Annotated in this window: 13 protein-coding genes; 9 read left to right on the top strand and 4 right to left on the bottom strand. The window is 32.7% G+C overall.

From position 1 onward, the window contains the following. Window positions 1-34: 34 nt before the first annotated feature. Window positions 35-763, bottom strand: a complete 729-nt coding sequence (locus V7M80_RS09970) for a biotin--[acetyl-CoA-carboxylase] ligase (protein WP_333695805.1) — start codon at window positions 761-763, stop codon at window positions 35-37. A gap of 86 nt (window positions 764-849) precedes the next feature. On the opposite strand from V7M80_RS09970, the gene rsfS reads away from it, so the two are divergent. From rsfS to V7M80_RS09935, 7 genes are all read left to right on the top strand, one after another. After that, the gene (rsfS, locus tag V7M80_RS09965; protein ID WP_333695803.1) at window positions 850-1,221 is read left to right on the top strand and encodes a ribosome silencing factor; all 372 of its coding nucleotides are present in this window, start codon (window positions 850-852) and stop codon (window positions 1,219-1,221) included. A 23-nt stretch (window positions 1,222-1,244) separates the two neighbouring features. Next, window positions 1,245-3,197, top strand: a complete 1,953-nt coding sequence (gene ftsH / locus V7M80_RS09960; RefSeq protein WP_333695801.1) for an ATP-dependent zinc metalloprotease FtsH — start codon at window positions 1,245-1,247, stop codon at window positions 3,195-3,197. 117 nt (window positions 3,198-3,314) lie between these two features. Further along, window positions 3,315-3,917: a lactate utilization protein B/C gene (locus V7M80_RS09955; RefSeq protein ID WP_333695800.1), complete on the top strand. Its 603-nt coding sequence runs from the start codon at window positions 3,315-3,317 to the stop codon at window positions 3,915-3,917. 1 nt (window position 3,918) lies between these two features. Then, window positions 3,919-4,725: a phosphatidate cytidylyltransferase gene (locus tag V7M80_RS09950; protein ID WP_333695798.1), complete on the top strand. Its 807-nt coding sequence runs from the start codon at window positions 3,919-3,921 to the stop codon at window positions 4,723-4,725. After that, window positions 4,715-5,365: a phosphatidylserine decarboxylase family protein gene (locus V7M80_RS09945; RefSeq protein WP_333695797.1), complete on the top strand. Its 651-nt coding sequence runs from the start codon at window positions 4,715-4,717 to the stop codon at window positions 5,363-5,365. The genes V7M80_RS09950 and V7M80_RS09945 overlap by 11 nt, the downstream gene beginning before the upstream one ends. A 3-nt stretch (window positions 5,366-5,368) precedes the next feature. Then, window positions 5,369-5,641, top strand: coding sequence for an acyl-CoA-binding protein (locus tag V7M80_RS09940; RefSeq protein WP_333695795.1), 273 nt, complete (start codon window positions 5,369-5,371; stop codon window positions 5,639-5,641). Window positions 5,642-5,643: 2 nt separating this feature from the next. Beyond that, entirely contained in the window at window positions 5,644-6,423 is a 780-nt protein-coding gene (locus V7M80_RS09935; protein ID WP_333695794.1) for a superoxide dismutase, read from the top strand. A gap of 27 nt (window positions 6,424-6,450) precedes the next feature. On the opposite strand, the gene V7M80_RS09930 is transcribed toward V7M80_RS09935, so the two are convergent. Next, a complete protein-coding gene (locus tag V7M80_RS09930) occupies window positions 6,451-9,084 on the bottom strand; it encodes a valine--tRNA ligase (protein ID WP_333695793.1) in 2,634 nt (877 codons plus the stop codon). A gap of 169 nt (window positions 9,085-9,253) precedes the next feature. Here V7M80_RS09930 and V7M80_RS09925 point away from each other — a divergent pair, with 169 nt between their 5' ends. Continuing rightward, a complete protein-coding gene (locus V7M80_RS09925) occupies window positions 9,254-9,688 on the top strand; it encodes a DUF1573 domain-containing protein (RefSeq protein ID WP_333695791.1) in 435 nt (144 codons plus the stop codon). Between the two features lie 31 nt (window positions 9,689-9,719). Here V7M80_RS09925 and V7M80_RS09920 read toward each other — a convergent pair whose 3' ends face one another. After that, window positions 9,720-11,048: a retropepsin-like aspartic protease gene (locus V7M80_RS09920; RefSeq protein WP_333695789.1), complete on the bottom strand. Its 1,329-nt coding sequence runs from the start codon at window positions 11,046-11,048 to the stop codon at window positions 9,720-9,722. A gap of 120 nt (window positions 11,049-11,168) precedes the next feature. Between V7M80_RS09920 and V7M80_RS09915 the strand changes: the two genes are divergently transcribed. Next, window positions 11,169-12,359: a pyridoxal phosphate-dependent aminotransferase gene (locus tag V7M80_RS09915; RefSeq protein ID WP_333695787.1), complete on the top strand. Its 1,191-nt coding sequence runs from the start codon at window positions 11,169-11,171 to the stop codon at window positions 12,357-12,359. A gap of 30 nt (window positions 12,360-12,389) precedes the next feature. On the opposite strand, the gene V7M80_RS09910 is transcribed toward V7M80_RS09915, so the two are convergent. Further along, on the bottom strand, window positions 12,390-12,752 hold the full coding sequence (locus V7M80_RS09910; RefSeq protein WP_333695785.1) for a hypothetical protein: 363 nt from the start codon (window positions 12,750-12,752) through the stop codon (window positions 12,390-12,392). Between the last annotated feature and the right edge of the window lie 245 nt (window positions 12,753-12,997).

Raw genomic sequence — 12,997 nt, 5'->3', positions numbered from 1 at the left:
CTGAAAGACCACACTTTAACAAGTGTGGTTTTTTTTAATACAACAAGGTTACCTCTTTAATTCCAAATTCTCTGAAGGTATCATCTTCAAGTAAAACCTTCAACTTTCCTTCATGAGTAACTTCTTTTATAATTCCCATGAACTTATTCCCTCCAAGGTCTTTAAATACAGAGGGTAAATCAATTCTAAACATAAGAGTATGGTAATTTTTCCAAACCAAATTCACATCTTGATGCATAACCATTACTCCTCTTTTAATTTCATTACAAAGCGAAACTAACAATTCATCGGTATCAAAAACCCGATTTGAAACCAAAGCTAAAGAGGATGCCTTTGGCAAATCATCAAAATGAGTCTGATTTACATTTAATCCTACACCAACAATTGAGAAGAATTCACCGTTAGTTTTGACCGTATTTTCAATTAAAATGCCTCCAACTTTTTTGGAACCTGACATTATGTCGTTAGGCCATTTAATACTAACATTAGGAATAGAATGTTTTTTTAACAAATGGCAAATCGCAATAGAAATCGTGGCATTTAAAGTAAATAAATCCTGAATTTCCAAAATCAAATCTTTAATTAAAATACTAAATGTCAGATTCTTACCTCCATCAGAAACCCAAGTTGTTCCCATTTGACCTTTACCGGCATACTGTTCTTTTGCAACAACAATTGTAAAGTTTTCAACCAATTGTTTAGAAGATAACTCTTTTAAATAGTGGTTGGTTGAGTTTATGGCATTTAGTTTGATGATATGCATATAAATTAGAGCTATCTATTTAATCTTGTGTTAAGGTTCAAAAATAAACACAAAAATTGATAACTTTGCGAAAATTATAAACATTAATGGCTAAAAAAACGATAAGTAAAGATGAGCTACTTAGTAACATCATCAAAGGTATAGAAGAAGTTAAAGGAAACGATATCGATATTTTAGATTTAAGAGAAATCGAAAACACGGTTTGTGACTATTTCATTATATGCAATGGAAATTCCAATACACAAGTAAATGCTATTGTAAATTCGGTTCAAAAAACAGTATCCAAAGAATTAAAAGATAAACCTTGGCATGTTGAAGGTGTAGAAAATGCCGAATGGGTTTTAATGGATTATGTAGATATTGTAGTTCATGTATTCCAAAAACATGTGCGAGAGTTTTACAACATTGAAGGATTGTGGGGAGATGCAAAAATTACTACCATTCCAAACAAATATTAATACGTATTATTACATATAAAAAAATGGCTAAAGAAAATAACTCGAATTCAAATCCAAATAAATTTAAAATCAATCCCTGGTTCATCTATTTCATAGTTGTAGGGATTTTAATATTTATAAGTATAGTTTCTGGTGGAAGTTCGTTTCAAGAACCCGGGAAACTTACAATTTCAAAGTTCAATGAATTTTTGGATAACGGTGAAATTGAAAAAGTAATTGTTTATAACAAAGGGGAAAACATTAGTGAAGCCGAAGTATTTATTACTAAAGAAGCTTTAAAAGACCAAAAACATAAAGCGGTTGTAAAAGATGTTTTAGGAAGAGAAAACACTGGAGCTCATTATCTTTTGCCCAATATTGCAGACGGTAAAATTTTTCAGGAAAAATTAGAATTAGCCAAAAAAGAAAATAAACTTTCCGACTATAATTACTTAGTAAAAAGCAATTGGGGTGGCTATTTGATTAATTTTTTACCCTTAATTCTAATTATTGTAATTTGGATTATCATCATGAGACGAATGTCTGGTGGTGGTGCCGGCGGTGGTGGCGGTCAAATTTTTAACATTGGAAAATCAAGAGCTAAGTTATTTGATGAAAAAACCGATGTAAAAGTTACCTTCAAAGATGTAGCTGGTTTAGAAGGTGCTAAAGAAGAAGTACAAGAAATTGTAGAATTCCTCAAAAACCCTGAAAAATATACCAATTTAGGAGGTAAAATTCCAAAAGGAGCTTTGTTGGTTGGCCCTCCCGGAACAGGAAAAACGCTTTTAGCTAAAGCGGTTGCCGGTGAAGCCAAAGTACCATTTTTCTCTTTGTCGGGTTCAGATTTTGTAGAAATGTTTGTGGGAGTTGGTGCCTCTCGTGTAAGAGATTTGTTCAAACAAGCCAAAGATAAATCTCCTTCCATCATTTTTATTGATGAAATTGATGCAGTGGGTCGTGCCAGAGGGAAAAATAATTTTTCTGGTTCAAATGACGAGAGAGAAAATACTTTAAATCAGTTACTAACCGAAATGGATGGTTTTGGAACCAATACCAATGTAATTGTTTTGGCTGCTACCAACCGTGCTGATGTGTTAGACAAAGCCCTAATGCGTGCCGGACGTTTTGACAGACAAATTTATGTGGATTTACCGGATATTAGAGAGCGTAAAGAAATTTTTGAAGTGCATTTGGCTCCTTTAAAAAAGGTTGAAGGATTGGATACCGAGTTTTTAGCCAAGCAAACTCCAGGGTTTTCAGGAGCAGATATAGCCAATGTATGTAACGAAGCCGCCTTGATTGCAGCCCGAAATAACAAAACAGCTGTAGACAAACAAGATTTTCTAGATGCAGTCGATCGTATAGTAGGCGGTTTGGAAAAGAAAAATAAAATTGTAACTCCAGAAGAAAAAAGAGCAATTGCCACACATGAAGCCGGTCACGCTACAGTAAGTTGGATGCTAGAACACGCGGCACCTTTAGTAAAAGTAACTATAGTACCAAGGGGTCAAAGTTTGGGTGCAGCCTGGTATCTTCCGGAAGAACGATTGATAGTTAGACCAGACCAAATGCTTGATGAAATGTGTGCTACAATGGGTGGAAGAGCTGCTGAGAAAGTAATTTTCAACCGAATTTCTACAGGAGCATTAAGCGATTTGGAAAAAGTTACCAAACAAGCTCGTGCTATGGTTACGGTTTACGGATTGAATGACAAATTGGGCAATGTTACTTATTACGATTCAAGTGGGCAAAGTGAATACAATTTCTCAAAACCCTACTCCGAAGAAACTGCAGTAACTATAGATAAAGAAATTTCAAATTTAATTGAAAGTCAATATCAAAGAGCCATTAAAATTTTGGAAGAGAATAAAGAAAAACTGGTTCAACTTGCTGACATTCTGATTGAAAAAGAAGTTATTTTCAAAGACGACCTAGAAGCCATTTTTGGTAAAAGACCCTTTGGAGATGAAATTCATGTAACTTTGGCCGAATAAAAAAATAATATATTTTTTAAAAATTAAAAAAACTCCAATCAAAAATGATTTTGATTGGAGTTTTTTTTATCTTTGAATGTTTTCAATCACTCTAATTAGAATTGTTCAAAAAAAAGTATGAGTCTTTTTAAAAAACTTTTTGGTTCAACTAGCGAATCTTCTGAAGAAAATAAAGAAAAGGAAGCAAGCCCTTTCAATCCTGAAATAAAAATTCCGGTTGACGAACTTTTTACCTTTAATTTTAAAAAAAATGGAGGTAAGTTTCTTTACTGTGAAAATTTGGAAGAAGTTAAAGAACAATTTTTAAATATATTAGAAGAAAACGACTGGTTTGAATGCGAAGCCGTTTGTTATGAACCTAAACTTTTTCATTTATTGGATGAAAATAAACTAACTTATAAAAATACAACTCAACCCCGATTTTTATTGGCTACTTGTGAAAATCTCATCGCTGATGAAGGGTCTGTATTGTTAACTTCGAATCAGATTAAACAATTTAAACCTCATGAATTACCGGCCAACATTGTAGTTTTTGCTACAACCAGTCAAATTCTTGAAAATAAAAGTGATGGCCTTCGCGAAATAAAAAAACGTTACGAAAAAGATTACCCAACTAACATTACAACCATTAAATATTTCGAAAAAGCAAAAGAAGAAGATTTTTTACATTACGGTAGTGCCGCCAAAAATCTATACCTTTTACTTTTGGAAGATCTCTAACATGAACGAAACGCTTCAAAGAGCCATATCGGGAACCGTTTATGTTGCTTTGCTCTTAGCTTGTATTTTACATTCAAGTTTTACCTTTTATATTCTGTTTGGTATTTTTTTAATTCTTACTATTCATGAATTCTCAAAACTGGTCAAAATTAACAAGTGGACTTCCCTTTTATTAGGAATTATAATTTATTCTTGGGCTTACCAAACCCAATTCAACCCCATTCTTGATGCTTGCATAACTCTATTTTGTATAAGTATTGCCCTAAAATTAATAGCCTTTTTATTTTCTAATCAGAAAACAAACTTGTATAGTTATGAAAAGTGGATGTATTTACTTGGCTATATTATATTGCCGTTTTTAATACTAAATAAGATTCCACTTGGAATAAAAGGGTACAATCCAAAAATTTTAATCGGTATTTTTATTTTGATTTGGACCAATGACACCTTTGCTTTTATAGTTGGAAAATCAATAGGAAAACATAAACTCTTCGAAAGAATATCACCCAAAAAAACTATCGAAGGTTTTCTTGGAGGTTTAATTTTTTCAATTCTTACCGGTATTGTAATTGCAAAATTCATCATCGAAACCAGTAATACTCATATCTGGATTGGAATAGCAGTATTAGTTAGTATATTTGCAACACTGGGTGATTTAATTCAATCTAAGTTTAAACGAATAGCAGGAGTAAAAGACAGCGGTACTATTATGCCCGGTCACGGAGGAATTTTAGATAGACTAGATAGTATTATCTTTGTAGCACCGTTTATTTATTTATTTTATCAAATTTTAAATTATGTTTCATAAAGAAGGAGCAAAAATTATTTTAATCACAACCGTTTTAGTAGCCATTGGAATATTAGCTGCAGATGAATTGATATCTATCGTTTGGTTGCGAATGGCAATTCAAATTATAGGTTTAATTTTCCTAATTCTAATTTTACAATTTTTTAGAAATCCAAAACGTTACACCAACCCAAATGACGATTATGTGATAGCTCCCGTTGACGGAAAAGTTGTAGTTATTGAAGAAGTCTATGAAGGGGAATATTTTAAAGATCAAAGGTTACAAGTTTCTATTTTCATGTCTCCCATAAACGTACATGTGACGCGTTATGCCGTAAATGGAAAAGTAAAGTTTAGCAAATATCATCCGGGTAAATACCTAGTTGCATGGCATCCAAAAGCCAGTACGGAAAACGAAAGAACAACAGTTGTAATTGAAAATCGCGTTTTTGGTGAAGTTTTATACCGACAAATAGCAGGGGCTTTAGCCAAAAGAATTATAAATTATGCAGAAGAAGGCATGCAAGTAATTCAAGGTGCCGATGCCGGTTTTATCAAATTTGGTTCAAGAGTTGATTTGTATTTACCTCTGGGAACAAAAATAAAAGTAAATTTAAATCAAACCGTTAAAGGCGGTGAAACCCTTATAGCTGAAAAATAGTTCATGGCTGAAAATGAATTGGATAAGCGTTTTGCAGAAGCTTTTGAAAAAGCTTCTAACATGACGGAAGCACTCCCGCCGGATGTTATGTTGCGTATTTATGCCTACTATAAACAAGCAACACATGGTACGGTAGGTTTTGCAAACTTGAGCAATAACGATTTAAGAAATGCTTTTAAAACTAATGCATGGATGCAAATAAGCCATCTTTCTGCAGATGAAGCCAAAGAAAAGTATATTGAAATTATTAATGAATTGCTTAATAAAAATAAATAATTATGAAAAAAAATGTATTTCTAGCTGTTTGTATTTCTTCATTCTTATGGAGTTGTAACAATTCAAAAAAACTTGAAGAAGTTGTTGAAGTTCCCTTACCCGAAACCGAGGAAGTAGTGGTTGAAATGGGAAATCCAGCCGATGTAAAAGTAGACGAAGGTGGTGCCTTTGAGATGATTCCACTACCCTATGCTTACAATGCATTAGAACCTTTTATTGATGCCCAAACCATGGAGATTCATTTCTCTAAACATCATTTGGCCTATGCCAATAATTTAAATAAAGCAATAGCAGGAACAGAAATGGCCAATATGTCTATTGAAGATATATTGAAAAAACTGGATTTGGAAAATAAAGCGGTAAGAAATAATGGGGGTGGCTATTACAATCATAATTTTTTCTGGGAAATCTTAGGTGCTAATACCGCAAAAGAACCCAGTGGTGCTTTGGCTGAAGCAATTAAAAAAGATTTTGGCAGTTTTGATAATTTTAAAACTCAATTTATAGAAGCGGGATTAAAACAGTTTGGTTCAGGATGGGCTTGGTTACTTACTGATAAAAACGGGAAGTTAACAATTACAACCACTGCCAACCAAGATAATCCTTTGATGACAAAGTTAGGAATAACCGGAACCCCAATTATGGCTGTTGATGTTTGGGAACACGCTTATTATTTGAAATATCAAAATAAACGAAAAGATTATTTGGAAAACTTTTTCAATGTAATAAATTGGGTAAAAGTTTCGGAAAAATATACGGCAGCAACACAAACCGGTATTTAAAAAAAAGTCCCTTACTAGGGACTTTTTTTATTTCAAACTGGCAATGCTTTGTTCCAAAGTGGCAATTTTTGCCAATGCATCTGCTTCTTTCTTACGCTCCATTTGAATGACTTGTTCGGGTGCACCCGAAACAAAACGTTCATTGGATAACTTCGCTTGTACCGATTTTAGAAATCCTAAACTGTATTTTAGTTCTTCCTCCAATTTTGCAATTTCTTCAGCAATATTCACATTTCCACTAACCGGAATAAAGTATTCATTCGATTTTACTCTAAAAGTTAAGGCTCCATGAATAGGCTCCTTGATATATTCTAATTCTGAAACATTACCTAATTTCAATACAATAGTATCAAAAGCTTTACTAGACTGTTCGTGATTTATAACTTTTAAAGTAATAGATTCTTTAAATGAAATATTTTTCTCTTTACGAATGGTTCTGATACCCGAGATAACTTCAGAAGCAAACTCAAAATCCGATACTAGAGATTCGTTTGTTCCAGAAATTTTAGGCCAAGTAGCAACTATTAATGCCTGCTCTGGTGAACGTTCTGTAATGTATTGCCAAATCTCTTCTGTTAAAAAAGGCATGAAAGGATGTAATAACTTTAAATTGGTTTCCAAAGCCTCAATAGCCTTTGCATGTGTTACAGCATCAATAGGTTGTTGGTATCCCGGCTTAATCATCTCTAGGAACCATGAACAAAAATCATCCCATACCAATTTATAAATAGTCATTAAAGCCTCAGAAAGTCGGTATTTATCAAAAAGATCATCTATCTCTACTAATGTTTTTTCCAATTTAGATTCATACCATTCTGTGGCAATTTTAGCATATTCCGGTTGAGTAAGAGAAGCATCAACATCCCATCCTTGAATCAACTTAAATGCATTCCAAATTTTGTTTGCAAAAGCTTTTCCGTTTTGACATAATTCTTCATCAAACATGATATCATTACCGGCAGAAGCACTTAACAAAAGTCCGACACGAACACCATCCGCACCATAATTATCTATCAAATCCAAAGGATCAGGGGAATTTCCAAGGGATTTAGACATTTTTCTTCGTTGTTTGTCTCGAACCAAACCGGTTAAATAAACATTGGTAAAAGGCTTTTCACCCGTATATTCATATCCCGCAATAATCATACGAGCTACCCAGAAAAACAAAATATCCGGACCGGTAACCAAATCATTGGTAGGATAATAATACTTAAAATCTTTATTTTCAGGATCTAAAATACCTCCAAATACTGCCATAGGCCACAACCACGAAGAAAACCAAGTATCCAAAGCATCTGCATCTTGTTTGATGTCTTTAAGGGTAAGATTTGAATTACCTGTTTTAATTTTAGCTAATTCTAAAGCTTTTTCCGGAGTTTCTGCTACAACATAATCTTCTTTTCCATCACCAAAATAATAAGCCGGAATTTGTTGACCCCACCACAACTGACGAGAAATATTCCAATCTCTTATGTTTTCTAACCAATGTTTATAGGTATTTAAAAATCGGTTAGGGTACAATTTAATCTCTTCGGTTTCTAAAACAGCCTGCAAAGCCGGTTTTACCAACTCATCCATTTTTAAAAACCATTGGTCTGACAATCGGGGTTCTATTACTGCTTTGGTTCGCTCTGATGTACCTACTTTATTGATATGATTTTCAATTTTATCAACATGCCCTAATTGCTGTAACTCTTGAACGATTTCCTCACGAACTACAAAGCGATCTTTGCCTTCATAATGTAATCCAAAAGAATTTAATGTAGCATTTTCATTAAAAATATCAATTATTTCCAATTCATGTTTATTGCCTAATTCTTTATCATTTACATCATGTGCCGGAGTTACTTTCAAACAACCTGTACCAAATTCCATATCAACATATTCGTCAAAAATGATTGGAATTGGCCTATTGCATATTGGCACTATAACTTTTTTACCCTTCAAATGTTTAAAACGCTCATCGTTTGGGTTAATACATACTGCAGTATCTCCCAAAATAGTTTCGGGACGAGTTGTAGCAATGGTCACAAAATCTTCGGAATCTTGAATTTTGTATTTTAGAAAGTACAATTTTCCTTGACGTTCTTCATAAATAACTTCTTCGTCAGAAAGTGTAGTCTTAGCTTCGGGATCCCAATTTACCATTCGATATCCTCTATAAATGAGTCCTTTATTGTATAAATCAACAAAAGATTTTATGACAGAGGCACTCATATCATCATCCATCGTAAATTTGGTTCTATCCCAATCGCAAGAACAACCCAATTTTTTCAATTGTTCCAATATAATACCTCCGTGCTTGTCAGTCCATTCCCAAGCATGTTTTAAAAACTCCTCACGTGTTAAATCCTCTTTATTTATGCCTTCTGCCTTCAACTTTGCAACAACTTTGGCTTCTGTAGCAATAGAAGCATGATCGGTACCGGGAACCCAACACGCATTGAATCCCTTAAGTCTGGCACGACGAATCAATACATCTTGAATAGTATTGTTTAACATGTGTCCCATATGGAGTACGCCCGTAACATTTGGCGGTGGAATCACTATTGTATATGGCGTTCTGTGATCTGGCTCTGAATGAAAATAGTTATTTTGCATCCAATATTCATACCATTTACTTTCGGCTTTTTTGGCATCAAATTGAGTAGGAATTCCCATAAAAAATATAAAGATTGAAACGTTAATTATTAATTTTTAGAAACAGATTTTGGTCTAATTTTTGTAACAATTTACAAAAGTACGGATTTAGGCAGAGTATTAAAAAAGAAATTATAATTTGTAGTTTGACTAAAAGTACTTAATTTTACAAAACCCAAAAATTCTAACCATGAGAAAAATTATTTTTACAGCTCTATTTGCTCTTTTTAGTATATCATTTTACGCTCAAAAAGGACCAAAAATTGTTTTTAAAGCAGTTGATAATACCATTGACTATGGAAAAATCTACAAAGGTGAAGACGATGGCGTTCGAGTTTTTGAATTTACAAATACCGGTGATGCCCCATTAATTATCACCAATGTGCAATCTACCTGCGGTTGTACGGTACCTTCAAAGCCAAAAGAACCCATAATGCCCGGTAAATCTGATAAAATTGAAGTAAAATACAACATGGCTTTAGGGCCAATTCGAAAAAGTATTACAGTAGAGTCAAATGCCGTTAATTATGAAGGCGGTAAAGTACACCTCAAAATAAAAGGGGATGTATTAGAAAGAACCGAAACTAGTCCGCTTGAAAAGAAAAAAGTAGGGCCACTACAATAAATCTAAAATCCCTTTGTTTAAAGGGATTTTTTTATAGAAGATTTTTTAATTTAAAGGTATACTTTAATATTTTACCTTCTCTATTTACTTCAAATTGAATCGTTTTTCCCGATTCAGCTTTAAGTAAATTATTTATTTCCTGTAGCGTAAAATTATGAGCATCCTGATTATTAATGGTAAGTAAAATATCTTCTTTTTGCAAACCGGCCAAAGCTGCTGGCGAATCTTCTCTAACAAAAGCTATCACATACATAGGTTTTAAAGAGAACTTATACTTTATTTTATCGTCACGATAATTCAAAGGTTCATTGATTTTCACATCAATGGAAGAAAAAGTTGAATTTTGTCGCTCAGAAACCCATTGTAAACCCGCATGATTTACTTCTATCCCGCTCTTATTGAAGTCAAAATCATTTTTAAAATTTTTGTTCCTTTTTAAATAAAGTGAATTTCTTTTGTAATCAAAAACGGTATAAAACCTTTTGAAAATTTCACCTCCCAAAGAACCTATTCTTTGAGGAACCCACTTAATATTTTGAATGGAAAGCGAATCCGGAAATGCAATTAAAGTATTTTCAAAACTAAATTTTTCAAAATTTAACTCATTAACTCTCGAACGATCGCCAAAAATATCACCGTTAAAGCCCCGCCCTAGAAAATCACGAAAAGTATGGCTTGGTTTTGTAAAATTTGATATTTGATTAGGAAAAAACCAAAAAGCATCACTATTGCCAATATCTAATAATACTTTTCCGAACCAAGTATTTGAACCTATATTAAAATGAGTAGTCAGATAGGGTTTATTGTTAATAACTTCAATTGGAAACTGATTATATTTAGATTTCTTTTTATCAAAAACGCTCTTGTTTGGATTGTAAATAATAATTTTGTTTGAAATGTAATCAATCTCAACTTCAAAATTCTTAAAAAATTGATAACCTATTATACCATTTACAGGGATTCCAATACTAGATGAAAAATTAAATTCTTCATCTAAGACAATATAGATTACATGATTTTTATCTACAATTGAATTCCGAATAACAATTCGGTTTTCAGAAGATTTTAATCCTTCAATAAGAGCAGCATTTCCCAATCCTCTCAATTTTATTTTTTCAACATTTGAAAATTGAATTTCAGATTTTTCATCCAAACTAAACAAAATAGTTTCTTCAACTCCGGTGTCTACTAAAAATGTAACAGGTACACCATTAATTTCTAGTGGAATAAAAATGAGATTATTTATGAACTTAAAGGGAATGGATAGGGATTTTCTTGAAGACATGTATCGAAATCCCTCTTGACCAAAGCCCAAAGTACAAAACACAAAAAAGCATAAAAACAGAGCCTTCAACTTCATAAACTTTTTTTCCTAAAATTAGGAATTTATAAATTAAAAATCAATTCTTTAAATATATCCTAAAAAGGATTGGGTCTGAATAAAAAAAGTTGCAAATTTGCAATTCAAAAAAGTTTAATCATGCCAAAAATTTCAATTAAAGGGCAAAGTATGCCCGAATCACCCATTCGTAAATTAGTTCCTTATTCTGAAAATGCAAAAAAAAGAGGCATAAAAGTATACCATTTGAATATTGGTCAGCCCGATATTAAAACCCCGGAAGTAGCTCTTAATTCGATTAAAAATTTGGATATTTCGGTATTAGAGTACAGTCATTCTGCCGGATTTGAAAGTTACAGAAAAAAATTAGCTGCCCATTACCAAAAACAGAATATTCCTGTCAATGTTGAAGATATTATTATTACAACAGGTGGCTCAGAAGCTCTTCTTTTTGCCATGGGTAGTACAATGGATAGTGATGATGAAATTATTATTCCCGAACCTTTTTATGCCAATTACAATGGATTTGCTACTGCATCCGGAGTTAAAGTTGTACCCGTAATTTCCACATTAGAAGAGGGATTTGCCTTACCTCCAATTAGCGAATTTGAAAAATTAATTACGCCCAAAACAAAAGCTATCTTAATATGTAACCCCGGAAATCCAACCGGATATTTATATTCGCAAGATGAAATTTTACAATTAGCAGAATTGGTAAAAAAACATGATTTGTTTTTAATAGCCGATGAAGTATACAGAGAGTTTACATATGATGGCGACAAGCATTTTTCTGTAATGAATGTAGAAGGTATTGAAGAAAATGCAATAATGATAGATTCTGTATCAAAAAGATACAGCATGTGTGGAGCTCGTATTGGGTGTATTGTTTCCAAAAACAAAGCGGTAATGGCTACTGCCTTGAAATTTGCTCAAGCCAGATTGAGCCCTCCAACATTTGCTCAGATTGCAAGTGAAGCTGCATTAGACACACCTGAAACCTATTTTAACGAAGTAATTTCAGAATACAAAGAACGAAGAGATATTCTTGTAAATGAACTTAATCAAATTGAAGGGGTCAAGGTAGCAATTCCAAAAGGAGCTTTTTATTGTATTGCTAAATTACCTATCAAAAATGCTGATGCTTTTGCCCAATGGCTTTTAGAAAACTATAATTATAATGGAGAAACAGTTATGGTAGCTCCAGCTGCCGGTTTTTATTCTTCACCGGGTGTAGGTTTAGATGAAGTTCGTATTGCTTACGTATTAAATAAAGAAGACCTCATTAAATCGGTTCGAATAATAAAAGAAGCCTTAAAAGTTTACAATGACTAATAAAAAAACCAGTTCAAATGAACTGGTTTTTTATTGTAAATCAATTTTTCTAAACCATCCTAAATTTAATTCACCATATCTAAGATTGATTTCTGAATTCAAAGTGGTTTTATTAAACTTCAAGGGAACCGTTGTAGTAATAACTGTGTAACTGTTTAGATCTTCTTGAATCTCTAGCACATCGTCATTAGTGTAATGGTATGTAATATCATCAAATTTAAACCGAATGAGATTTGACTTAACTAACAAAAATTCTTGAGTGTGAACTCCTTCATAATTGCCTTTTAACCATTCAGGCACACGCAATGTTTGAGCATCAACCTGTACTTCTTCTGTTTCGCAAGAGAAGAGAAATAAAGAGATTAATAGTAATGTTAAATATCGTAATTTCATAGTTTTATCTTAAACTCATGGATAAAACTACAGTATTCCTCAACATGCAACTATTTATATCGTTGAATTGTAAAAAAAATCGTTGTGCAAATTTACTATTGCATTTTACCGATAAAAAAACTCCCAATTCTAAATTGGGAGTTTCATTTTTATTTCATTTTTATAATTAACGTTTCAAAGAGAAGTGTGATTTAAACACCTTAATTTGTCCTTGTTCTTCATACTCTACTGTAAACCAATAATCT

The sequence above is a fragment of the Flavobacterium sp. genome (assembly GCF_036759525.1).
In the GTDB taxonomy this organism is placed as follows: Bacteria; Bacteroidota; Bacteroidia; order Flavobacteriales; family Flavobacteriaceae; genus Flavobacterium.
The sequence above is the reverse complement of the archived record's forward strand: the minus strand, read 5'-3'. Positions and strand labels throughout refer to the sequence as shown.